This is a genomic window from Arthrobacter sp. NQ7, from assembly GCF_029581595.2.
In the GTDB taxonomy this organism is placed as follows: Bacteria; Actinomycetota; Actinomycetes; order Actinomycetales; family Micrococcaceae; genus Arthrobacter; species Arthrobacter phenanthrenivorans_B.
On record NZ_JARFXU020000002.1, the window covers coordinates 364,379 to 386,488 of the forward strand.

22 protein-coding genes are annotated in these 22,110 nt (G+C 66.1%); 9 read left to right on the plus strand and 13 right to left on the minus strand.

Annotation, left to right across the window (positions count from 1 at the left end):
• Positions 1-29 precede the first annotated feature (29 nt).
• Genes PUN71_RS04470 through PUN71_RS04480 form a run of 3 tightly spaced genes read right to left on the minus strand, consistent with a single transcriptional unit; the run spans position 30 to position 2,567 of the window.
• Positions 30-1,283, minus strand: a complete 1,254-nt coding sequence (locus PUN71_RS04470; RefSeq protein ID WP_277797481.1) for a putative hexosyltransferase — start codon at positions 1,281-1,283, stop codon at positions 30-32.
• Positions 1,280-1,741 (minus strand): DivIVA domain-containing protein, encoded by a 462-nt coding sequence (locus tag PUN71_RS04475; protein WP_277797482.1) that lies wholly within the window; start codon positions 1,739-1,741, stop codon positions 1,280-1,282. The genes PUN71_RS04470 and PUN71_RS04475 overlap by 4 nt, the downstream gene beginning before the upstream one ends.
• 43 nt (positions 1,742-1,784) lie before the next feature.
• Positions 1,785-2,567: an LOG family protein gene (locus PUN71_RS04480; RefSeq protein WP_043452752.1), complete on the minus strand. Its 783-nt coding sequence runs from the start codon at positions 2,565-2,567 to the stop codon at positions 1,785-1,787.
• 104 nt (positions 2,568-2,671) lie between these two features.
• Between PUN71_RS04480 and PUN71_RS04485 the strand changes: the two genes are divergently transcribed.
• The 4 genes from PUN71_RS04485 (at position 2,672) to PUN71_RS04500 (ending at position 5,956) form a co-directional block, all read left to right on the plus strand.
• The gene (locus tag PUN71_RS04485) at positions 2,672-3,427 is read left to right on the plus strand and encodes an amino acid ABC transporter ATP-binding protein (RefSeq protein WP_043452751.1); all 756 of its coding nucleotides are present in this window, start codon (positions 2,672-2,674) and stop codon (positions 3,425-3,427) included.
• A gap of 70 nt (positions 3,428-3,497) precedes the next feature.
• Positions 3,498-4,385 (plus strand): glutamate ABC transporter substrate-binding protein, encoded by an 888-nt coding sequence (locus tag PUN71_RS04490; RefSeq protein WP_043452749.1) that lies wholly within the window; start codon positions 3,498-3,500, stop codon positions 4,383-4,385.
• A gap of 84 nt (positions 4,386-4,469) precedes the next feature.
• On the plus strand, positions 4,470-5,120 hold the full coding sequence (locus tag PUN71_RS04495; RefSeq protein WP_277797483.1) for an amino acid ABC transporter permease: 651 nt from the start codon (positions 4,470-4,472) through the stop codon (positions 5,118-5,120).
• The gene (locus tag PUN71_RS04500) at positions 5,117-5,956 is read left to right on the plus strand and encodes an amino acid ABC transporter permease (protein WP_043452746.1); all 840 of its coding nucleotides are present in this window, start codon (positions 5,117-5,119) and stop codon (positions 5,954-5,956) included. The genes PUN71_RS04495 and PUN71_RS04500 overlap by 4 nt, the downstream gene beginning before the upstream one ends.
• Before the next feature lie 77 nt (positions 5,957-6,033).
• Here PUN71_RS04500 and dapE read toward each other — a convergent pair whose 3' ends face one another.
• Positions 6,034-7,170: a succinyl-diaminopimelate desuccinylase gene (dapE, locus tag PUN71_RS04505; RefSeq protein WP_277797484.1), complete on the minus strand. Its 1,137-nt coding sequence runs from the start codon at positions 7,168-7,170 to the stop codon at positions 6,034-6,036.
• 51 nt (positions 7,171-7,221) lie between these two features.
• Here dapE and dapD point away from each other — a divergent pair, with 51 nt between their 5' ends.
• Positions 7,222-8,250, plus strand: coding sequence for a 2,3,4,5-tetrahydropyridine-2,6-dicarboxylate N-succinyltransferase (gene dapD / locus PUN71_RS04510; protein WP_277797485.1), 1,029 nt, complete (start codon positions 7,222-7,224; stop codon positions 8,248-8,250).
• A 22-nt stretch (positions 8,251-8,272) separates the two neighbouring features.
• Positions 8,273-9,130 carry a transglycosylase SLT domain-containing protein gene (locus PUN71_RS04515; protein WP_277797528.1) on the plus strand — a complete coding sequence of 286 codons (858 nt, stop codon included), beginning with the start codon at positions 8,273-8,275 and terminating at the stop codon, positions 9,128-9,130.
• 29 nt (positions 9,131-9,159) lie between these two features.
• On the opposite strand, the gene PUN71_RS04520 is transcribed toward PUN71_RS04515, so the two are convergent.
• Entirely contained in the window at positions 9,160-9,771 is a 612-nt protein-coding gene (locus PUN71_RS04520; RefSeq protein ID WP_043452739.1) for a hypothetical protein, read from the minus strand.
• 124 nt (positions 9,772-9,895) lie between these two features.
• Positions 9,896-10,504, minus strand: a complete 609-nt coding sequence (locus tag PUN71_RS04525) for a TetR/AcrR family transcriptional regulator (protein ID WP_277797486.1) — start codon at positions 10,502-10,504, stop codon at positions 9,896-9,898.
• Between the two features lie 98 nt (positions 10,505-10,602).
• Here PUN71_RS04525 and galE point away from each other — a divergent pair, with 98 nt between their 5' ends.
• On the plus strand, positions 10,603-11,616 hold the full coding sequence (gene galE / locus PUN71_RS04530; protein ID WP_277797487.1) for a UDP-glucose 4-epimerase GalE: 1,014 nt from the start codon (positions 10,603-10,605) through the stop codon (positions 11,614-11,616).
• A 148-nt stretch (positions 11,617-11,764) separates the two neighbouring features.
• Here the strand turns inward: galE and PUN71_RS04535 are convergent, their stop codons facing one another.
• The 3 genes from PUN71_RS04535 to fdxA form a co-directional block, all read right to left on the minus strand.
• On the minus strand, positions 11,765-13,051 hold the full coding sequence (locus PUN71_RS04535) for a citrate synthase (RefSeq protein WP_018768605.1): 1,287 nt from the start codon (positions 13,049-13,051) through the stop codon (positions 11,765-11,767).
• Between the two features lie 238 nt (positions 13,052-13,289).
• Entirely contained in the window at positions 13,290-14,441 is a 1,152-nt protein-coding gene (gene dapC, locus PUN71_RS04540; protein WP_277797488.1) for a succinyldiaminopimelate transaminase, read from the minus strand.
• 11 nt (positions 14,442-14,452) lie between these two features.
• Positions 14,453-14,779, minus strand: coding sequence for a ferredoxin (fdxA, locus tag PUN71_RS04545; RefSeq protein WP_013601705.1), 327 nt, complete (start codon positions 14,777-14,779; stop codon positions 14,453-14,455).
• 137 nt (positions 14,780-14,916) lie between these two features.
• On the opposite strand from fdxA, the gene PUN71_RS04550 reads away from it, so the two are divergent.
• The gene (locus PUN71_RS04550) at positions 14,917-15,159 is read left to right on the plus strand and encodes a putative acetyltransferase (RefSeq protein ID WP_277797489.1); all 243 of its coding nucleotides are present in this window, start codon (positions 14,917-14,919) and stop codon (positions 15,157-15,159) included.
• Between the two features lie 118 nt (positions 15,160-15,277).
• Here PUN71_RS04550 and typA read toward each other — a convergent pair whose 3' ends face one another.
• Positions 15,278-17,206, minus strand: a complete 1,929-nt coding sequence (gene typA, locus PUN71_RS04555) for a translational GTPase TypA (protein ID WP_043452732.1) — start codon at positions 17,204-17,206, stop codon at positions 15,278-15,280.
• 269 nt (positions 17,207-17,475) lie between these two features.
• Between typA and PUN71_RS04560 the strand changes: the two genes are divergently transcribed.
• Positions 17,476-18,375 carry an SGNH/GDSL hydrolase family protein gene (locus PUN71_RS04560; protein ID WP_277797490.1) on the plus strand — a complete coding sequence of 300 codons (900 nt, stop codon included), beginning with the start codon at positions 17,476-17,478 and terminating at the stop codon, positions 18,373-18,375.
• A gap of 99 nt (positions 18,376-18,474) precedes the next feature.
• On the opposite strand, the gene PUN71_RS04565 is transcribed toward PUN71_RS04560, so the two are convergent.
• Genes PUN71_RS04565 through PUN71_RS04575 form a run of 3 tightly spaced genes read right to left on the minus strand, consistent with a single transcriptional unit; the run spans position 18,475 to position 22,056 of the window.
• Positions 18,475-20,181 (minus strand): dipeptide ABC transporter ATP-binding protein, encoded by a 1,707-nt coding sequence (locus PUN71_RS04565; protein WP_043452729.1) that lies wholly within the window; start codon positions 20,179-20,181, stop codon positions 18,475-18,477.
• Positions 20,182-20,192: 11 nt separating this feature from the next.
• The gene (locus tag PUN71_RS04570) at positions 20,193-21,137 is read right to left on the minus strand and encodes an ABC transporter permease (protein ID WP_043452726.1); all 945 of its coding nucleotides are present in this window, start codon (positions 21,135-21,137) and stop codon (positions 20,193-20,195) included.
• Positions 21,127-22,056, minus strand: coding sequence for an ABC transporter permease (locus PUN71_RS04575; RefSeq protein WP_043452724.1), 930 nt, complete (start codon positions 22,054-22,056; stop codon positions 21,127-21,129). Before PUN71_RS04575 ends, PUN71_RS04570 begins: the two co-directional genes overlap by 11 nt.
• Positions 22,057-22,110: the final 54 nt, after the last annotated feature.

The following is a 22,110-nucleotide window of genomic DNA, read 5'->3' on the forward strand; positions in this document are numbered from 1 at the left end:
CGGCCTGACCTGCGCGGAAGCTGGATTTGTCAGGGCGGATAATCCCCTCCGCCGGGCAGCTGCGCCCAGGCCCACAGCCACACGATCCAGACGATCTGGAGCAGCAGGAACATGACCACCACCGTCCCCCGGTAGGCCCTGGACCGGGAGAGGAAGGCCGCACCGAGGGCCAGCGGAAACAGTGGAAGCAGCATCCTGAACGTGCTGGTCTGGGGATGCAGGAACACCACCAAATAGCCCATGTAGCAGGCGCACCACAGCCGAAGTTCGACGCCGAGGCGCACCACGGGGGGCAGGAACAACATCACGGCGAACAGGACGACGAAAACCAGCGGGGCCAGGATGCCCAGCACGGGGCCGAAGAGTTCGACGCCGGTATCGAACCACGGCTTGAACGGCACGAGGTCCTGGCCGCGCCACACGGTTTCGGTCTTGGTGTACGCCTGTGGATCACCCGTCGCGGCCCAGGCGGCCGCCGGCCAGGCCAGCGCCGACAAGCCGGCGACGGCGGTAAGCCCCGTCAGCGCCGCCAGGTCCCGGACGGAGTGTGTGTCGTCGCTGGCCGGACGGTTCCCGCCGCGTGCGTAGGTGGCTGCGCGGAAGACCAGCAGCAGCCCCGTCATCGCGGCGAAGGGGACGCCGACCGGCCGGGAGAGGCACAGCAGCACCACCACGGGGATGGCCCAGAGGTACTGGCGCCGCACCACCAGGAGCAGGGCCGCCGCGAGCAGCAGCAGGGACAGCGGCTCAGCGTACGGCACCTGCAGGACAGCGGAAACGGGAAACGCGGAAAAGAAGGCAACACCCCACATGGCAGCGGCGCGCTGGGCCTTCTGCCGGAAAAGGGCGTACACCGCCAGCGCCGCACCCCAGCCTGCCAGCATGGCCACGAGGGTCAGGGAGGCAGCAGGAGCCAGGCCCGTGAGGCGGCTCAGTCCGCCGGCCAGCACCGGAAAGAGCGGATAGAACGCCCACGTGTTCTCCTGCACGTTGCCGGCGGCGTCCAAGGGAAGCGCCGAGGGGTAGCCGGAGGCGATGACCTGGGCGTACCAGCGGGCATCCCAGATATTGATGAAGTTCCAGTAGTCCGGCTTGGCCGGAAACCACGGATTGGGTCCCTGATGGAGTGCCGCGGCCATGAAGATGCAGGCGGAGACCAGCCGTGCACCGGCGTAGAGGGCGGTGACCTGGACCCACCAGGGCCAGCCCCGGACCGCTCCGGCGGCCCGGCGGGCCACACCGCCGGCGGAGGCAAGCGGGCCACGGCGGGCCACGGTGCTCACAGGCCGCCCTTCCCCTGCACGGCCCCCTCAGGGCGCACGCTGCCGGCGCCACCGTCCGCGGCTTCCGGGTCCGCGTCTTCCCGTGTGTCCGCTGCAGGCGCGGGTCCGCCGCCGGACGGCTGCCCGGGATGGTGTTCCTTTGCTGCCAGCCGGGCACGGAGCTCCGCAAGTTCCGTGTTCCGGGCGGCCAGCTGGTCCGCCAGTTCGTCCAGCACCTGGTCCACCTGGTCCATCCGGTAGCCGCGCAGGCCCAGCGAGAAACGCAGCCGGGCCACGTCCTCCGGTCCTGCGTTCTCCGGCAGCAGTACCGGCGGAAGGTTGGCCTGCGGCTCGTTGAAGCCGCCATCCAGCAGGGTGGGCAGCGCAGCGCCGCGCGTTTTGCGGGTACGGCCGCCCAGGACGGCCCAAAGGACCGCCGCTACCAGCGCTACGGCGAGGAAGACCAGAAAGAAACTCACTGTTCCATCGTGCCAGACCGGCGGCGCGGACTCCGGCGCGCCGCTACTCGGGCCGCTGCTCCCCGTTCAGGGAAGGGGTCACTCCGCCGTGCAGGACCCGGTCCACTGCTTCCGCGGGGTCGTCCACCAGCTGGATAAGGTCGAGGTCCTTCTCCGAAACCATGCCTTCGGCCACCAGCGTGCCGCGGATCCAGTCGATCATGGGCCCCCAGAAGTCGATGCCGAGAAGCACGATGGGGAAGGAGGTCACCTTCCGGGTCTGCACCAGGACCATGGCCTCAAACAGTTCATCCAGCGTGCCCAGGCCGCCGGGCAGCACGATGAAGCCCTGCGCGTATTTGACGAACATGGTCTTCCGGGCGAAGAAGTAGCGGAAGTTGATCCCGAGGTCCACCCACTGGTTGAGGCCCTGCTCGAACGGCAGTTCAATGCCCAGGCCCACCGACACGCCGTTGCCTTCGACCGTCCCCCGGTTGGCCGCCTCCATGGAGCCCGGGCCGCCGCCGGTGATCACCGCCACGCCGGCTTCGGCGAGCTTGCGGCCCACTTCCACGCCCATCTCGTAGTAAGTGCTGCCTGGTTTGGTGCGTGCCGATCCGAAGACGCTGACCGCTTTGCCGATGTCCGCGAGGGCGCCGAAGCCTTCCACGAATTCGCTCTGGATCCGCAGGACCCGCCAGGGGTCCGTGTGGACAAACTGGCCCGGGCCCTTGGTATCGAGCAGATGCTGGTCCGACATTTCCACGGCCGCCTGCTTGCGGCGCAGCTCAAGGGGCCCCTTACGGCGCGGCTGGGAATTCTTGGCCGGATCTGCGTTGATACTCATTCCCCTAGGCTAACCTCCAGCGCCAGGTATCTCTTGAATCACGATCGGCATGAACTTGGGGTGATTGGCGTCATAACGCAGCGTTGTTCGCTAGATTCGTTCCTATGGATACTCATGTGCCCGGCGATGCTCTCGTCTCCCTGAACGCCGTTAACAAGCATTACGGCCAGCTGCACGTTTTGAAGGACATCAACCTGCAGGTCCGCAAGGGCGAGGTTGTTGTGGTCATCGGGCCCTCAGGCTCCGGTAAGTCCACCCTCTGCCGGGCCATCAACCGCCTGGAAACGATTGAGGGCGGAACCATCAGCATCGACGGGAAAGTCCTCCCCGAGGAAGGCAAGGAACTCGCCCAGCTCCGCGCCGACGTCGGAATGGTCTTCCAGTCGTTCAACCTGTTCGCCCACAAGACCATCCTTGAAAACGTGACCCTCGGGCCCATCAAGGTCAAAGGCGTTTCCAAGGCCGAGGCGGAAAAGGACGCAATGGCGCTCCTGGAACGCGTGGGCGTGGGCCACCAGGCCCCCAAGCTGCCGGCCCAGCTCTCCGGTGGCCAGCAGCAGCGTGTTGCGATTGCGCGGGCCCTGGCAATGAAGCCGAAGGTCATGCTGTTCGACGAGCCGACGTCCGCGCTGGACCCCGAAATGATCAACGAGGTCCTCGATGTCATGGTCCAGCTGGCCAAGGAAGGCATGACCATGATCGTGGTAACCCACGAGATGGGCTTCGCCCGCAAGGCGGCCGACCGCGTCGTCTTCATGGCCGACGGCCAGATCGTGGAGGATGACACCCCGGAGGAGTTCTTCACCAACCCGAAGAGCGACCGCGCCAAGGACTTCCTGTCCAAGCTCCTCACCCACTGACTTATCCGAACAACCACACGTCAGTTCGCATCCAGGCCGGATACCCACGGCCATCAATGAAAGGAATGTCATGAAGGCATTTATGTCCCGGCGGAAGTCCTTCGTCGTGGCAGCTACCGCTGCCCTTGCCCTGTCCCTCAGCGCCTGCGGCGGAGGCGACTCCGGCGGCTCCAGCAACCCGAGCCCGGTGGAGAAGCCGTCCTTCGCTGCCGGAACCACCATGGCGAAGCTGTCCTCTGCGGGCACCATCAAGATCGGCACCAAGTTCGACCAGCCGCTGTTCGGCCAGGTGGGCCTGGACGGCAAGCCCGTCGGTTTCGACGTTGAAATCGGCAAGCTGATCGCCGCCAAGCTGGGCATCGCCGCGGACAAGATCGAGTGGTCCGAGACTGTGTCGGCCAACCGCGAGCCCTTCATCGAGCAGGGCAAGGTGGACATCGTCATCGCCACCTACACCATCAGCGACAAGCGCAAGCAGGTTGTGGACTTCGCAGGCCCGTACTACGAAGCCGGCCAGGCCCTCATGGTGAACAAGGACAACGACACCATCAAGAAGCCCGAGGACGTCAAGGGCAAGAAGGTCTGCTCCGTGACCGGCTCCACCCCCGCTGCCACCATCGTGGACAAGTACGGCGCGGAACTGGTCCCGGCCGCCACATACTCCGCCTGCCTGGAGCCGCTGCGCAACAAGCAGGTTGAGGCTGTCACCACGGACAACGTGATCCTCGCCGGCTTCGTCGACAAGGAACCGGATGCCTTCAAGCTGGCGTCGGATGAAACCTTCACCAAGGAGCCCTACGGCATCGGCCTGAAGAAGGGCGACACCGAGTTCCGCAGCTGGATCAACGACCAGCTGGAGTCCTTCGAGAAGGACGGCTCCTACAAGAAGGCCTGGGAAGCCACCGCCGGTTCGGTCATCAAGACCGCTCCCAGCCTTCCCGCCATCGACCGTTACTAAGTAGCGTCCGCAACGCTGCCGGGGCCTGACCACGGCCCCGGCAGCGCCGCCTTCATCCGTCCACGCATACAGCCGAAGGATCTTATGGACGTCATCATTGAAAACCTGCCCCTGTACTGGGAGGGTTTTCTCCGCACACTTTTCCTGTCCGTCGTCTCCGGTATCTTCGCGTTGATCCTTGGCACCCTGCTGGCCGCGGCACGCGTTTCCCCGGTCGCGGCGCTCCGCGGTTTCAGCACCGTCTACGTGGAGGTACTCCGCAACACCCCGCTGACCATCGCGTTCTTCTTCGCAGCAATCGTGCTCCCCCGCATCGGGGTCAAGTTCGAGCAGTTCGAGGTTGCAGCGATCATCGCCCTCAGCACCTACACCGCAGCGTTCATCGCCGAAGCTGTCCGCTCGGGTGTCAACAGCGTTCCCGTCGGCCAGGCCGAGGCAGCCCGCAGCATCGGCATGAAGTTCGGCCAGGTACTCTCGCTCATCATCCTCCCCCAAGCGTTGCGGACGGTGATTCCGCCGCTCATCAACATCCTGATCGCCCTGGTCAAGAACTCCTCCGTGGCCGGCGCGTTCTTCGTCCTCGAACTGTTCGGTTATGGCCGCCAGCTGGCCAACGCCAACGGCGACGCCGTCATCACCGTCCTGCTCGGCACGGCGTTCTTCTATCTGCTCCTCACCGTTCCGTTGGGAATCCTCGCCAACACGGTGGAACGAAAGGTGGCGATTGCCCGATGAGCTCGGTTCTCTACGACGTTCCCGGCCCCAAAGCGCGCCGGTTCTCCCTCATTGCCTCCATCATCGGCGGCCTGCTGATTCTCGGCCTGCTGGCCTGGATCGTCCTGACCCTTGGGCAGCAGGGCATCTTCGAGGCGCGCCGCTGGCAGATCTTCACCCGCGCGGACGTGTGGCGCCTGCTCGGGAACGGGCTCGGGTCCACCCTGTCCGCCGCGGCACTGGCGGCAGTCATCGCCTTCCCGCTGGGCTTGCTGCTCTGCCTGCTGCGCATCTCCGATGCCGCCTGGATCCGCGTCCCGATGCGGGTCATCCTGGAGTTCCTGCGGGGCATGCCGGTGGTCCTGATGATGCTCTTCATCCTGCTGGGCTTCGGCACCTCCGCCTTCATCGCCGTCGTGGCCGGCCTGGTGCTGTACAACGCGGCCGTATTCGCCGAAATCATCCGCGCCGGCATCCAGTCCCTTCCCAAGGGACAGCGTGAAGCTGGCCTTGCCATCGGCCTGACCAGCTACAAGTCACGCATGCTGATCGAACTGCCGCAGGCGATCCGGCGCATGATGCCCTCGCTCGTGGCGCAGATGGTGGTGCTGTTGAAGGACACATCCCTCGGCTACATCGTGGCGTACGGCGAACTGCTGCGCGCCGTACAGGTCATGGCGGACTTCCTGGGTACCCAGTACCTGTTCCCCATCTTCTTTGTGGCGGCGGCCATCTACATCGCCATCAACATCTCGGTATCCCGCCTGGCGGTGTGGATCGAGCGCCGCGGCTCCAAGAAGGCTGCCGGCGGTACGGCGAAAGCGGAACCCGATGTCCTGGAGGCTGCTGCTCCCTAGCAGCAACGCCTCAGGCAACGATTAAGGTCCGGAACTCCCCCACGGGTTCCGGACCTTTTCGCGTCATGCGTCATGCGTCAGGAGGACAGCCAGCTTTGCAGCGCGGCGAGGCACTTGCGGATGGCGTCGGCGTGGACATGCTCGTTGTCCTTGTGCGCCAGCAGCGCATCTCCGGGTCCGAAGTTCACCGCCGGGATACCCAGCTCACTGAAACGGGCGACGTCGGTCCAGCCGTATTTAGGCTTGGGCTCGGCTCCGACGGCGGCCACGAAGGAGGCGGCGGCCGGGTGCTGCAGTCCGGGACGGGCTCCCGCGGCGGCGTCGGTGCGGACGACATCGAAGCCGGCCAGCAGTTCCCGGACGTGGGCTTCGGCCTGGTCCGGCGTCTTGTCCGGCGCGAACCGGTAGTTGATCTCCACCACGCAGCGGTCCGGGATGACGTTGCCCGCGGTGCCGCCGTTGATCTTCACGGCGTTGAGGCTTTCCCGGTAGTCCAGTCCGTCAACGTTGATGGTCCGTGGTTCGTAGGCGGCCAGGCGCGCCAGAATCGGTGCTGCGGCATGGATGGCATTGCTGCCCATCCATGCGCGGGCCGAGTGCGCGGCTTCCCCCACCGTGCTCGCCTCGAACCGGCTGGTGCCGTTGCAGCCACCCTCCACGGTGCCGTCCGTGGGCTCCAAAAGGATGGCGAAGTCACCGTCCAACAGGTCCCCATGGTTGCGCACAAGGCGGCCCAGTCCGCTCTTGACCGCCTCCACTTCTTCATGGTCGTAGAAGACAAAGGTGACGTCCCGCTTGGGCTGCGTGCCGCCGTCGAACAGGCCTGCGGCCAGGGCCAGCTGGACCGCCACGCCGCCCTTCATGTCCGTGGCACCGCGGCCGTAGAGGACGCCGTCGCCCGGAACTCCGGAGTCCCACGTTGAGGGGACTGTGCCGCGGGAGCCCTCCGTCAGGGGCAGCGGGACGGTGTCCAGGTGGCCGGCAAGGATGACGCGCTCACCCAGGCCAAGCTCGGTACGGGCAATGATGGCGTCGCCGTCACGGACCACGGACAGCTGCGGAATCTGCAGCAATGCGGTTTCAACGGCGTCGGCGAGCTGCTGCTCATTGCCCGAGACGCTGTTGATATCCATCAGCGCTGCGGTCAACAACGCCACGTCCTGGCGGAGGTCGAGGGTGGTCACGGCAGATTCGGGCGCGGTTTCGGCAGTCACGAAGCCAGTCTAGTTCGAACCGGCTGCCCGGCCCTCGATAGACTGGGGCACATGACTGAGACCGCTTCTTCCGCTGTGCCCGAAACCCTGACCTCCTCCGCTGATGACCGCTCCGCCTACGGCTTTGGCGTGGCCACCATCGCCACCTCCGGCAGCGAGGCCACCGTCCTGGATGTCTGGTTCCCCGCACCGGCACTCGGCGTCGCGGCCGGGAACCTCCGCTCCGTGGAGAACGCCGACGAGACCCTGACCAGCATCGCCGAAAACGGCAGGGACGAAGACCGCGGCACCGAGCAGAAGGTGGTCTTTGTCCAGATCAACCTCGATGAAGCCCCCGCGGACACCGCCGACGCCTACCTCCGGCTGCATCTGCTCTCGCACCGCCTGGTCCAGCCCAACACCATCAACCTGGACGGCATCTTCGGCAAGCTTCCCAACGTCGTATGGACCAACTTCGGCCCGGCCGCCGTCGAAGGCTTCGAACTGACGCGTGCACGGCTGCGCCGCCGCGGCGCGGTCACCGTCTACGGCATCGACAAGTTCCCGCGCATGGTGGACTACGTGGTTCCCAGCGGTGTGCGCATCGCCGACGCCGACCGCGTCCGCCTGGGTGCGCACCTCGCGGCCGGCACCACCGTCATGCATGAGGGCTTCGTCAACTTCAACGCCGGAACCCTGGGAACCTCCATGGTGGAAGGCCGCATTTCCGCGGGCGTCGTCACCGGCGACGGCAGCGACGTCGGCGGCGGCGCCTCCATCATGGGCACCCTCTCGGGCGGCGGCAAGGAGAAGATCACCATCGGCGAGCGCGTGCTGCTCGGCGCGAACTCCGGCGTCGGCATCAGCATCGGCGATGACTCCGTGGTGGAAGCGGGACTGTATGTCACTGCCGGCACCCGCGTCCGGGTCCCCGGCCCGAAGGACGAAGTGGGCGAGGACACCACCAGGATCGTCAAGGCCGCCGAGCTTTCCGGCGTGCCCAACCTGCTGTTCCGCCGCAACTCCACCACGGGCGCCGTGGAGGCACTCCCCCGCAAGGGACAGACCGTGGAACTGAACGACGCCCTGCACGCCAACTGATCCCTGCGTGGCATCTCTGTCTGTGGCGCGAAGGCGCGGCCTGCGCCGCCTGGCGGTGCTGCTGCTCACCCTTGCCCTGCTGGCAGGCGGAATCTACACAGCCGTGTACTTCGTGCAGCGTTCCGAAACGCTGGTTTCGGAACGCTGCACTGCTTCGGCGGCCGGCCGGAGCGGGGAACTGGCACCGGACCAGGCAGCCAACGCAGCCCTGATCACGGCCACGGCCGTGCGGCGGGGCCTCCCCCCGCGTGCGGCCACCATCGCCCTGGCCACCGCCATGCAGGAATCCAAGCTGCGCAACATCGAGCACGGTGACCAGGCGGGCCCTGACTCGCGCGGCCTGTTCCAGCAGCGCCCGTCCCAGGGCTGGGGCACCGAAGAGCAGATCATGGATCCCTACTATGCCGTCAACGCCTTCTATGACGCGCTATTGAAGATCCCGGGCTATGAGACGCTGGACATCACCGACGCCGCCCAGCGGGTACAGCGGTCCGCCTACCCCAAGGCGTACGCCCAGCACGAGGACATGGGACGCGCGTTCGCGTCCGGGCTTACCGGGCAGACCCCGGCCGGAGTCCAGTGCACTCTTCGCTCCGCCACGGCCGGCGGGAACACCACTACCGTTGCCACCGAGCTTGAGCAGGCGTACGGCGGCGTGGACGCGCGGGTGGACGGCACCGCCCTGGTGGTGGACGCAGACGGGGCGTTTGCATGGTCGGTTGCCCAGTGGGCGGTAGCCAACGCCAAGGACTTGTCAGTGACCCAGGTGGAGGCCGCCGGCCACACCTGGCGCAGGACGGGCGAGGACGGCTGGCAGGAGTCCGGCGCGGCCAGCGGCCAAGTGCGCATCACCGTGCGCAAGGACGACGGCGGGAGCTGAGTGCCGCCGTCGTCCTGCCGTGCGGGGCGCTAGACCAGGATCTCCAGCACCGGCTGGACATAGCTGCGGAACAGTTCGGGCTGGCCCATGAGCTCCTGGCTCATGATGATCTTGTCCGGCTCCAGGTACCAGGCGCGCTGCTCATCCAGCGGCAGCTCGATGATGGTCAGCGTGAAGTCGCGCGAGTCCCGGCCCACTTCCATCAGCCTGTCGTCCACCATCTCGCCCAGCAACTGGTCAGTTCCAGTGGCCACGCGTTCGGCTTCAAGTTCGGCGTACTCGCTCCGGCGTTCCCTGGCCCAGGTCAGGGCTGCACCGAAGTGGGCCTGGAGCACCCGCTGGAGTGCCGGCGAGTTGCCGAAGGCCTCGAAACTGGGCGGTGAAAGCTCCGGCGCCATATGCGGGTGGGCCTTGACCAGCTGCTCCCACCACGCCTCCCATTCAGTCTTCAGCGCGCTGAGGCCACCGACGTCGGAGGTCAGGTGGGTGTGGTCGGCCGGCCGGATCTTGGGCGCCGTATGCGATAGTACCGGGCGGCCCACACCATTGAGGCCGGCGGCGTCCCGGACGTAGAGCGCAATCATCATCGGTCCGGACGTATCGGTGGTGATCTGCCATCCTGAACCGCCTGCGTACTGCATCCAAAGTCCTTCCCTGGCCCACTTCTGCCGGGCGCCACGCGCCCGTCCGGCATACCGGCTATCAGTCTATTCCCGCAGCCTATCCGCGGTAGTGCCAGGACCGGGGGAAGGACGGATCAGTTCCTTACCGCGGCAGGCCGTCCAGGTGCCGTTCCAGGACGTCCCGGCACATGCGGGCCGTCATCCAGCCAGGTTGCAGCAGGGCATGCATGCACAGCCCGTCCAGCGTGGCCAGGAGCCGTTCGGCTTCCACCACCAGGTTCTCCTGCGGCTCATCACCGGGCAGCACGGAGGCAACCACTGCGCCCACGATGGCGGCGACCTCCCGGTGGCTGCGGTCGGCTTCCGCGGCAAGGAACGGCCTGATGCGGGCCGCGTTCTTGAAGGCCAGCCAGGCGCAGGCCTCCACCGCTGATTCCTCGTCAAGGGGGAGCATGCCGCCCAGGAGGGTTAACACCGCCTCGCGCTGCCCAGGGCTGTCCCGGGCGGCCTCCTGCACCGGCAGCAACAGGGCCTCCAGCCGGCCAACCACCCGGTCCACCACCGTGCCGAACGTGAACGCCAGGAGTTCCTCGCTGCCCGCGAAGTAATGCCGGACCGAACCCACGGCCAGCCCTGCCTCATCGGCCACTTCCCGCAGGGAGGCCCGCTCCAAGCCGTCAACAGCGATAATGCGGAGGACCGCCTGGACCACATCCTGCCGCCTGGCACCGGCGTCTACTATTTTGGGCACCATTCTTATTAGCACACTTGTGCTCCACTGCCGCACGGGACCGCCCGCCATCCGGGACACAGGGGCGGGGACCGCTTCCCGTGGGATAGCGTTGAGGCATGAAAATCTTGGTAACGGGGGGCACCGGGTACATCGGTTCCCACACTGTTCTTTCCCTGCAGGAAGCCGGCCACGACGTGGTCGTCATCGACAACCTGGTCAACTCCAGCGAGGAGTCGCTGCGCCGCGTGGCGGAACTCAGCGGCAAGACCGCGGAGTTCCACCACGTGGACCTGGTGGACGAGGCCGCCGTCGAAAAAGTGTTTGACGGCGCGGCCATCGACGCCGTCATCCACTTCGCCGGGCTCAAAGCTGTGGGGGAATCGGTGCAGGAGCCGCTGAAGTACTACTACAACAACCTTGTAGGCACGCTGAACCTGATCCGGGTCATGGACCGGCATGAGGTACGCTCCATCGTCTTCAGCTCCTCGGCCACGGTCTATGGCGAGCACAACCCCATCCCGTACGTGGAAAAGATGGAGATCGGCGCCAACAACCCCTACGGCCGCACCAAGGAACAGATCGAGGACATCCTCTCCGACCTCGGCGCAGCCGATCCCCGCTGGCACATAGCACTGCTGCGCTACTTCAACCCGGTGGGCGCCCACCCCTCAGGACGGATCGGCGAAGACCCGCAGGGCATCCCCAACAACCTGGTGCCGTTCATCGCCCAGGTCGCCGTGGGCCGGCGCGAGAAGCTCATGGTGTTCGGCGGCGACTACGACACCCCGGACGGCACCTGCCTGCGCGACTACATCCACGTGGTGGACCTGGCGGAAGGGCATGTCGCGGCGCTGAACCACATCGCGGACCGGACCGGCGTGTTCCGCTGGAACCTGGGCTCGGGCAAGGGCTCCTCCGTCCTTGAGGTCCTCCGTTCCTTCGAGAAGGCCGTGGGCAAACCGATCCCCTACGAGATCACCGGCCGCCGCGCCGGAGACCTTCCCGCATTCTGGGCGGACGCCACCTCGGCCCTGGCGGACCTGAGCTGGTCCACCACCAAGACCGTGGACCAGATGTGCGAGGACCACTGGCGCTGGCAGAAGAACAACCCCCAGGGCTACGCTTCCTGACCCTGCCCTCCCCATCGATTGCTCACCACTTGTCGTTATGGAGCCTCAAAACGACAAGTACGCGGCAGTCGATGGTGTCTCAACGCGAAACGGCCGCCCACCTGTGGAAGGTGGGCGGCCGTCGTCGTCATGGCCCTGAAGCGTCGTGTCAGCGGACGGGGTAGTCCCGCTCCGGTTCGCCGATGTACAGCTGGCGGGGGCGGCCGATCTTGGTGTTCGGATCGCTGATCATCTCGCGCCACTGGGCAATCCAGCCCGGGAGGCGGCCGATGGCGAACAGCACGGTGAACATCTTCTCCGGGAAGCCCATGGCCTTGTAGATCAGGCCGGTGTAGAAGTCCACGTTCGGGTAGAGCTTGCGCTGGATGAAGTAGTCATCGCTCAGCGCCTTCTCTTCCAGGCGCATGGCGATGTCGAGGAGTTCGTCGTTGCCGCCGAGCTTGCTGAGGATCTCGTGGGCCGTGGCCTTGACGATCTTGGCGCGCGGGTCGTAGTTCTTGTAGACCCGGTGCCCGAAGCCCATGAGGCGGACGCCGTCCTCCTTGTTCTTGACCTTCTCCATGTAGTCCTCGGGCTTGAGGCCCTCGGCCTGGATCTGGCGGAGCATCTTCAGCACGGCCTCGTTGGCGCCGCCGTGGGCGGGGCCGAAGAGGGCGTTGATGCCGGCCGAAACGGAGGCGAAGAGGTTGGCGTTGGAGGAACCCACCAGGCGGACCGTGGAGGTGGAGCAGTTCTGCTCGTGGTCCGCGTGCAGGATGAGCAGCAGGTCCAGGGCCTTGACGATGACCGGATCCAGCTCGTACTGCTCGGCGGGCAGGCCGAAGCTCAGGCGCAGGAAGTTCTCCACCAGGTTCATGGAGTTGTCCGGGTACAGCATGGGCTGGCCGATGGACTTCTTGTGCGCGTAGGCGGCGATGACCGGCAGCTTGGCCATCAGGCGGATGGTGGACACCTCCACCTGCTCGGCGTTGAACGGATCCAGCGAGTCCTGGTAGAACGTGGACAGCGCAGACACGGCCGAGGACAGCACCGGCATGGGGTGCGCGTCGCGCGGGAAGCCGCCGAAGAAGCCCTTGAGCTCCTCGTGGAGCAGGGTGTGGCGGCGGATCTTCTGGTCGAACTCGTCCAGCTCGGTGGGCGTGGGCAGGTTGCCGTAGATCAGCAGGTAGGACACCTCGAGGAAGCTGGAGTGCTGCGCCAGCTGCTCGATGGGGTATCCGCGGTAGCGCAGGATGCCCGCATCGCCGTCGATGTAGGTGATCGCCGAGGTGGTTGCTGCGGTGTTCATGAAGCCGGGGTCGAACGTGACAGCACCAGTCTGCTTCAGCAGCTTGGAGACGTCGTAACCTTCGTTCCCTTCAACAACCTGGATGCGCGGGAGCTTCAGCTCCCCACCTGCATGGAGCAGGGTCGCAGCATTGTTGGTCTCAGTCATGGAGTCCCCTTCATGAGGCGTCTTCGGCCTCTGTCGAAAGCTTGATCCAATATCAGGTGAGCCGCGCCCGAAGCCTGAGGAGACAGGTTCCAACACCCGGGCTGCCTTCTTGTAGAAAGCCACCATTGATCGTCACTTAAAAAGTACCGCTCCTTGCCGGGTGTCACTAATCCGGGGGCTTCCAATCCCGCCTAAAACACGCCGGATGTGGGGCGAGTCACACTATTGTTACGTGTCCTCAGGAAGCGGATCCCGCAAGCCGTTCAACCGCAGCGTCGATGCGTTCATCGGATCCGGTCAGTGCCACCCGGACATAGCCGTTGCCGGCGTCGCCGTAGAAGACACCGGGGCCCACCACGATCCCGAGGCCCGCCAGGCGCGCCACAGTTTCCCAGGTGTCCTCGCCCGCCGTCGACCACAGGTAGAGGCCGGCGTCGGAATCCTTGATCTCCAGGCCGAAGTCCAGCAGCGCTGGAACCAGCCGTTCCCGCCGGCCCCGGTAGAGGTCCTTCTGGGCTTCGACGTGGGTGTCGTCGCCCAAGGCCACCCGCATGGCTTCCTGGACCGGGTAGGGGACGATCATGCCGGCGTGCTTGCGGCTGTTGACCAGGTTGGGCATCAGGTCAGGGTCGCCGGCCACGAAGGCGGCGCGGTAGCCGGCGAGGTTGGACTGCTTGCTCAGCGAGTACACGGCCAGCAGGCCCTGGTGCGACCCGCCGGCCACGCGGGGATCAAGGATGCTGGGGACCCGCTGGCCGCCGCGCTGGACGTCCCAGCCGCCCCAGCCGAGCTCTGCGTAGCATTCGTCCGAGGCCACCACGGCGCCGAGGTCACGCGCCTGGTCCACCAGTGACTTGAGTGATGCGGCATCGCGGACGCTGCCAGTGGGGTTGCCGGGCGAATTGACCCAGATAAGGCGGACGCGTGAACGCGTGGCGTCATCGAGTTCGTCCAGGTTGTCCGTGGCAACGGACCTGACGCCGGCCAGGGTGGCGCCGATGTCGTACGTCGGGTAGGCCACCTTTGGACGGACGACGACGTCTCCGGGCTTGAGGCCCAGCAGCAGCGGGAGCCACGCAACGAGTTCCTTGGACCCCACGGTGGGCATGATGTTCCGGGGATCCAGGCCGGACACGCCGCGCCGGCGCTCGAACCAGCCGGCAATGGCCTCGCGCAGCGCCGGGGTGCCGTGCACGGTGGGATAACCGGGAGCATCCGCAGCGGCTTTCAGGGCGTCCTGCACCAGTTGCGGCGTGGGATCAACGGGCGTCCCGATGGAGAGGTTTACGGCTCCGCCGGGGTGCTCCGACGCCTTGGCCAGGTACGGTGCCATGGCCTCCCAGGGGTAGTCGGGCAGGTCCAGGCCAAAGGAATTCACTGCTGCGGTCACTTTCCGTCCGGTCAGTGGTCTTGGTTCTGCGGCGGCAGGGCGGCGATCATCGGGTGGTCCTTGCCCGTGTTGCCGATCTTGGCCGCGCCGCCGGGGGAACCAAGGTCGTCGAAGAACTCGACGTTGGCCTTGTAGTAGTCGGCCCATTCCTCCGGGGTGTCATCCTCGTAGTAGATGGCCTCCACAGGGCAGACCGGTTCGCAGGCGCCGCAGTCGACGCACTCGTCCGGATGGATGTACAGCGAACGCTCGCCTTCATAGATGCAATCGACCGGGCATTCCTCAATGCATGCCTTGTCCTTAACATCCACACACGGCTGCGCGATTACGTACGTCACGTCCCTGGCCTCTCCACGTTGGGTTCCGGCGTCCCGCCGGCTCTTGCATCCGGCGGCATGGCCGGACTGTTGACATCTGAGCCTATTATCTCCCAGCCCGTTACCGCGAACCTAGCCGGGGTCCCTAGTATGAACTGGTGAGTCAGCCCGTCCCCGCGCCCGTCCTGTTCCTGTCGTCGGCCGCGCCCGGAACCCGGGTGGTGGTGCGCTACCGCCTTGACGAGGGCTTCACGGACGCCCTGGGCCATCTGCTGGCGTGTGACGCCGGTTCCTGCACCGTCCGGACCCGGCAGGCCGACGTCGTCATTCCGCTCGGGCGTGTTGTGGCTGCCAAGGAAGTCCCGCCCGCTCCCCCGCGCCGCGCGGCGCGCCCGGCGTAGGGCCCACCGCGCCGGGACTGCCGCTGCCGGCCTGACTGCGTTTCACCGCGCAGCCGCGAACTTAAACGCGGAATGCCACCGGCCGAAGCCGGTGGCATTCCGTGCGTTCAGGGCGTTGTTATGCCTTGGCGCGGGCGCGGTTGGCCTTCGCGCGCTCGTTGGTGTCCAGGATGACCTTGCGGATGCGGATCGCCTCCGGGGTCACCTCGACGCACTCGTCCTCACGGGCGAATTCCAGGGATTCTTCGAGGGTGAGCTCGCGCGGCGGGGTCAGGTTCTCGAAGCTGTCGGAGGAAGCTGCACGCATGTTGGTGAGCTTCTTTTCCTTGGTGATGTTGACGTCCATGTCGTCCGCGCGGGAGTTCTCGCCCACGATCATGCCCTCGTAGACCTCGGACGTCGGCTTCACGAAGAAGGAGCCGCGTTCCTGCAGGTTGATCATGGCGAACGGGGTAACAACACCGGCGCGGTCGGCGATCATGGAACCGTTGGTGCGGTACTCAATGGGGCCGGCCCACGGCTCGTAGCCTTCGGAGATGGAGGCTGCGATGCCTGCACCGCGGGTGTCGGTGAGGAACCGGGTGCGGAAGCCGATCAGGCCACGGGCCGGAACGATGAACTCCATGCGGCACCAGCCGGTGCCGTGGTTGGCCATGTTGGTCATCCGGCCCTTGCGGGCGGCCATGAGCTGGGTGACGGCACCCAGGTATTCCTCGGGCACGTCGATGGTCATGTGCTCCATGGGCTCATGGATCTTGCCGTCGATGGTCTTGGTGACCACCTGGGGCTTGCCGACGGTCAGTTCGAAGCCTTCACGGCGCATCTGCTCCACGAGGATGGCCAGCGCCAGCTCGCCACGGCCCTGGACTTCCCAGGCGTCGGGACGCTCGGTGGGGAGAACCTTGATGGAGACGTTACCGATCAGTTCCTTGTCCAGGCGGTCCTTCACCTGGCGGGCGGTGACCTTGGCGCCCTTGACCTTGCCGGCCAGCGGGGAGGTGTTGATACCGATGGTCATGGAGATCGCGGGGTCGTCCACGGTGATCAGCGGCAGCGGCTGCGGGTTCTCGACGTCGGTGAGGGTTTCACCAATGGTGATGTCCTCGATACCGGCGACGGCGACAATCTCGCCGGGACCGGCGGATTCGGCCGGAACGCGCTCCAGTGCCTTGGTGGCAAGCAGTTCCGTGATCTTGACGGTCTTCAGCTCACCATTGTGGCGGGCCCAGGCGACCTGCTGGCCCTTGCGGAGCGTGCCGTTGTAGATGCGGAGCAGGGCAAGGCGGCCCAGGAACGGGGAGGCGTCAAGGTTGGTGACGTGCGCCTGCAGGACACCCTCGGGGTTGTAGGTGGGAGCCGGGATGTGCTCGATGATGGTCTTGAACAGCGGCTCAAGGTCTTCGTTGTCCGGGGCGGAGCCGTTGGCCGGCTGCTCCAGGGAGGCGCGGCCTACCTTGGCGGCGGCGTAGACAACGGGTACTTCCAGGACCTTGTCCAGGTCCAGGTCCGGCACTTCGTCGGCAAGGTCGGACGCCAGGCCCAGGAGCAGGTCCATGGACTCGTGCACCACTTCGTCGATGCGGGCGTCGGGGCGGTCGGTCTTGTTGACCAGCAGGATGACAGGCAGGTGCGCGGCGAGGGCCTTGCGGAGCACGAAGCGGGTCTGGGGCAGCGGGCCCTCGGAGGAGTCGACGAGGAGCACAACGCCGTCCACCATGGACAGGCCGCGCTCAACCTCGCCGCCGAAGTCGGCGTGGCCGGGGGTGTCAATGACGTTGATGGTGATGGTCTCGCCGTTGGAGGACGGACCGTTGTAGGCCACGGTGGTGTTCTTGGCCAGGATGGTGATGCCCTTTTCGCGCTCCAGGTCACCGGAGTCCATCACGCGGTCCTCGAGGTGGTTGTGCTCGGCAAAGGAGTTGGTCTGCTTGAGCATGGCGTCGACCAGGGTGGTCTTGCCGTGGTCAACGTGGGCCACAATCGCGACGTTGCGCAGGTCACTGCGCGATGCAGTGGCTACCGCGGTGTTGGTGGTGGTTTCAGACATGCGTAATGGCTCGATTCAGTGGAGTCAGCTGTTGTATCGCGACATTTCCAACTGGAACGCACGACGGATTCGGCCCTTTGCACAGGGCGCCTTCCACCATTCTAGCCGCTGTGCCATTTATAGGCCTAAAATCCAGCGGGGTGGCCCGGCGGCGGAACGCGGCGATCAGGGGCGGCCGGTCGATCATGTGATGAATTTCACTCTTTTCCCTGCGCGCGTGGCATGATGGCGGAACACAGCGTCCACCCCTGAGCAAGCCGGAGACAACGATGCCCCCAGCCAAGGCGAATGCGCGGGCTTCCGCCCGGATTGCCGCCGCCGCGCTGTCGGGCCTGCTCGCCGCGTCGGCAGTGCTGGGAGTATCGGGGGGTGCGGGGACCGGCGCGTCCCCGCACGGGAGCCCGTGGACGGGCGGACAGGCCGGCAATGCCCAGGCAGCAGGCGGGCAACCCGGCGGCGGAGGGGCGGTGACTGCCGCAGCGGCCACGTCCCGGATCCGGAACCCCGGCAACGGCAGGATGGAAGCAGTGGTGCCGGATATCAACCGGACCGTGCTGCTGATTGGCGATTCGCAGTCGGAACCCGCGGACGGGTGGCCCCGCCTCGGCCTGGCTTCGGCTGGCTACAACGTGTACTTCTGCGGCCGCGGCGGGACCGGCTACGTCGCAGCGAACGGCGCCACGGGCAACTACATCGATGCCCTGCAGCGCGGCGACTGGCTGCTTCCCTCCGGCGCCCCGGCACTGATCGTCATCGAGGGCGGCGGAAACGACGCCGCCAGCGGCGCAAGCAATGCCCGCATTACGGAAAACGCGGAACGGCTCATCGCCGAACTGAAGGCCCGCTATCCCGGAACGCGGATGGCGATGATCGGCACCCTGGCGCGCGGAGCGGACAACGGCGGCGGCCGCCGGAGTGAGGTGGATGCCTTGCTGGGGTCGGTGGCCGGAGCCCACGGGCTGCCCTTTGTTTCGGTCGGCGACTGGCTCACCCGATACGGACTAACGAAAGACCTGGCCGATTCGGTGCATATGAACACCGCCGGCCGGGCGGCCCTCGGCGGCATACTCGCCGGCAGGCTGCGTGAACTCGGACTGGACCGGAAGACCTCGGCTGAGCAGGGCCCCCTTGCCGCGGTGGCCGGGGGCAACGGCGGCTACCAGGACTGACCCAACCTGGGTGCAGCGGTGCAGTACGCAGTCAGCACTTAAAACGCTGGAGCCGGAACCCGCAGGTCCCGGCTCCAGCCGCTTGTCAGGCGATGACCGCTACGCCACTTCGGGCGGAAGCATCAGCTTGGCGCCGGGGATGGCGTTGAGCAGTGCCTTGGTGTAATCCTGCCGGGGCGACTCGAAGACTTCGTCCGTGGACCCGGTCTCCACCAGCCGGCCCTTCTCCATCACGCACACGTGGTCGGCAATCTGCCGCACCACCGCAAGGTCGTGGGTGATGAAGAGGTAGGTGAGCCCAAGGTTGGCCTGCAGGTCGGCGAGCAGGTTCAGCACCTGGGCCTGCACCAGCACGTCCAGCGCGGACACGGCCTCATCACAGATGATGACCTCGGGGTCCAGTGCCAGCGCCCGGGCGATGGCCACGCGCTGCCGCTGGCCGCCGGAGAGCTCGTTCGGGTACCGCTGCATGGCGGACTGGGGCAGAGCCACCTGGTCCAGCAGCGTGCGGACCTTCTTCTCCCGGCTGGCCTGGTCTCCGATCTTGTGGACCCGGAGCGGCTCCTCGATGGTGCGGTAGATGTTGTACATCGGGTCGAGGGAACCGTACGGGTCCTGGAAGATCGGCTGGACGCGCCGGCGGAACTTGAACAGCTCGGCAGGCTTGAGCGCAGAGGTGTCGACGCCGTCGAACAGGATCCTGCCCTCCGTCGGCTTTTCCAGCTGCAGCACCATCTTGGCCACGGTGGACTTGCCGGACCCCGACTCCCCCACGATCGCCGTCGTGGTTCCGCGCCGGACATCGAAGCTCACACCGTCGACGGCCGCGAAGTCCGCGGCTTTGCCCAGCCCCTGGCGGAGCTTGTAAACCTTCCGCAGGTCCTGGATCTGCAGGAAGGTTTCGGACTTCACTGCCTCCGCGGCAGGTGCCAGCAGATCCGCCGTCTCCACGCCCTGTTCCTTGGCAACCTGGATGCGGCGGCTGGCCAGGGACGGGGCAGACTCGACCAACCGCTTGGTGTAGGGGTGCTGGGGGTTGCGGAGCAGTTCCAGTGACGGTCCCGCTTCGACCACCCGGCCCTGGTACATCACCACGACCTTGTCCGCCCGCTCTGCGGCCAGGCCCAGGTCGTGGGTGATCAGCAGGACCGAGGTGCCCAGTTCGTCGGTCATCTTTTCCAGGTGGTCCAGGATCTGCCGCTGCACCGTGACGTCAAGGGCCGACGTCGGTTCGTCAGCGATCAGCAGGCGCGGCTGGCAGGACAGGCCGATGGCGATCAGCGCGCGCTGGCGCATGCCGCCGGAGAACTCGTGCGGGTACTGGCCTGCCCGGCGCTTGGCGTCCGGCAGTCCAGCTTCGGACAGCACCTTGGCGATGTCATCCGGTCCGCTGGGCCGCCCGTTGGCGCGCAAGGTCTCCTTGACCTGGTAGCCGATCTTCCACACGGGGTTCAGGTTGGACATCGGGTCCTGCGGGACCATGCCGATGGTGTTGCCGCGCAGTTCGATCATCCGCTGCTCGCTCGCGTGGGCGATGTCCTCGCCGTCGAGCAGGATCTGCCCGCCGGACACCCTGCCGTTGTTGGGCAGGAGGCCGATGGCGGCCAGCGCGGTGGTGGACTTGCCCGAACCTGATTCGCCAACAATAGCCACTGTTTCACCGGGCATGATGGTCAGGTGGGCGTTCCGCACCGCCTGGACGTCACCGCCGCCGGTTTTGAAGGTGATGGCCAGGTCACGGATTTCGAGCAGCGGCCTGATGCCGGTGGTGCCGGCTTCATCAATGCGGACGTCTGGAGTTGTCATCTCTTTATCTCTCATCGCTGACGGCTCTTCGGGTCGAGGGCATCGCGCACGGCGTCGCCCAGCATGATGAAGCTCAACACGGTGATGGAGAGCGCGGCGGCCGGGTAAAGCATGATTTCCGGACGCGTCCTGATCGACGCCTGCGCACCTGCAATGTCGTTGCCCCAGGACATGATGCTTTGGGGCAGGCCGATGCCCAGGAAGGACAGGGTGGCCTCGGCCACGATGAATACGCCAAGTTCCAGGGTGGCCAGCACGATGATCGGAGCCAGCGCATTGGGAAGGACGTGGCGGATCAGGGCACCGAACTTCGAGACGCCCAGTGCGCGGGCGGCCGTGACGAAGTCCGCGTTGCGGACCTCAATGACGGCGCCGCGGGTAATTCGTGCCATTTGCGGCCATGCCAGGAGCGAGATGACGAACACCACGGTCCAGACACTCTTGTTCTCGCGGAACAGCGGCAGCTGCGTGATCACCAGGGCGCCCAGCACCAGGGGCAGGGCGAAGAAGATGTCACCCAGGCGGGCCAGCACGGCATCGATCCAGCCGCCGTAGTAGCCGGCGAGGGCACCGAGCGTCACGCCGATGACCAGCACGCACAGCACCGAGAGCAGGCCCACGGAAAGGGAGGCCTGGGTGCCGTGGATGACCCTGGAGTAAACGTCGCAGCCCTGGAAGGTGAAGCCGAACGGGTGCCCGGCGGTGGGGCCGCCTTCGGAGTTGGCAAGCTCGCAGCCTTCGTTGGGCGGCGTGGACGTGAAGAGGCCCGGGAACAGTGCAATGACGATCAGGGCAAGGATCAGCAGTGCCGAGATGATGAACAGCGGACGACGGCGGAGCTTCCGCCAGGCGTCGGCCCACAGGCTGAGCGGGGCCTGGTCTGTCTTGACGGCGTCCGTTGCCTGCAGCGGTGTCTCGTCGATGGGGGCCACAAAGTGGCTGTTATTACTGGTCATAGCGGATCCTCGGGTCAAGCCAGGCGTACAGGAGATCGACAAGCAGGTTGGCCACCACGAACACCAGCACCAGCACGCTGACGATGGAAACGATGGTGGGGCCTTCACTGCGAAGGACAGCCTGGTAGAGCTTGTTGCCGACGCCGGGAACGTTGAAGATGCCTTCTGTGACGATGGCACCGCCCATCAGGCCGCCAAGGTTGGCGCCCAGGTAGGTCACCACCGGGATCAGCGAGTTGCGCAGGATGTGCGCCACGACCACCCGCGGCCGGGACAGGCCCTTTGCCGTGGCGGTCCGCACGTAGTCAGCGTTCATGTTTTCGCTGACTGATGCCCTGGTCAGGCGCAGGACATAGGCAAAGGACACGAGGCCAAGGACGACGGCGGGCAGCAGCAGGGTGCCCCAGTTGGCGTTGGCACCCACCGTGGGTTTGGCCCAGCCGAGCTGCACGCCGAAGACCAGCTGGAAAACGAAGCCCAGGACGAAGGTGGGGACTGCGATGACCACCAAGGAGGCCACCAGGACGGTGGAGTCGAACCAGCCGCCGCGGCGCAGGCCCGCGAAAACACCGAAAGCAACACCAAAGACGGCCTGGATGGCCAGCGCCTCGATGGCGAGCATCGCCGTCACCGGGAAGACGCGGGCAAGGCTTGCCGCGATGGGCTGCCCGGTGAAGTCATTGCCCAGGTTGAAAGTGAAGAGGTTCTTGAGGAACAGCCCGTACTGGACCCAGAAGGGCTGGTCCAGGTTGTACTGGCTGCGGAGGGTGTCGATGACCGCCTGCGGGGGCTGGCGGTCGCCGAAGAGTGCCGCGATGGGATCGCCGGGGAGGGCGAACACCATGTAGTACACCAGGAGGGTAGTGCCGAGGAAGACAGGGATCACCTGAAGGAGTCGGCGCAGAATAAACCGGATCACAGGATCACCTGCCTTCCGGTAAGGAAGAAAACGCGTTCATGAATGCCTTCCTGC

Excerpts from the sequence above, each read along its gene's own strand:
- PUN71_RS04480 (WP_043452752.1), bottom strand. The coding sequence starts at position 2,567 with ATGAGTATCAACGCAGATCCGGCCAAGAATTCCCAGCCGCGCCGTAAG.
- PUN71_RS04485 (WP_043452751.1), top strand. The coding sequence starts at position 2,672 with ATGGATACTCATGTGCCCGGCGATGCTCTCGTCTCCCTGAACGCCGTT.
- PUN71_RS04490 (WP_043452749.1), top strand. The coding sequence starts at position 3,498 with ATGAAGGCATTTATGTCCCGGCGGAAGTCCTTCGTCGTGGCAGCTACC.
- PUN71_RS04495 (WP_277797483.1), top strand. The coding sequence starts at position 4,470 with ATGGACGTCATCATTGAAAACCTGCCCCTGTACTGGGAGGGTTTTCTC.
- PUN71_RS04500 (WP_043452746.1), top strand. The coding sequence starts at position 5,117 with ATGAGCTCGGTTCTCTACGACGTTCCCGGCCCCAAAGCGCGCCGGTTC.
- dapD (WP_277797485.1), top strand. The coding sequence starts at position 7,222 with ATGACTGAGACCGCTTCTTCCGCTGTGCCCGAAACCCTGACCTCCTCC.
- PUN71_RS04520 (WP_043452739.1), bottom strand. The coding sequence starts at position 9,771 with ATGCAGTACGCAGGCGGTTCAGGATGGCAGATCACCACCGATACGTCC.
- galE (WP_277797487.1), top strand. The coding sequence starts at position 10,603 with ATGAAAATCTTGGTAACGGGGGGCACCGGGTACATCGGTTCCCACACT.
- PUN71_RS04535 (WP_018768605.1), bottom strand. The coding sequence starts at position 13,051 with ATGACTGAGACCAACAATGCTGCGACCCTGCTCCATGCAGGTGGGGAG.
- typA (WP_043452732.1), bottom strand. The coding sequence starts at position 17,206 with ATGTCTGAAACCACCACCAACACCGCGGTAGCCACTGCATCGCGCAGT.
- PUN71_RS04560 (WP_277797490.1), top strand. The coding sequence starts at position 17,476 with ATGCCCCCAGCCAAGGCGAATGCGCGGGCTTCCGCCCGGATTGCCGCC.
- PUN71_RS04565 (WP_043452729.1), bottom strand. The coding sequence starts at position 20,181 with ATGACAACTCCAGACGTCCGCATTGATGAAGCCGGCACCACCGGCATC.
- PUN71_RS04570 (WP_043452726.1), bottom strand. The coding sequence starts at position 21,137 with ATGACCAGTAATAACAGCCACTTTGTGGCCCCCATCGACGAGACACCG.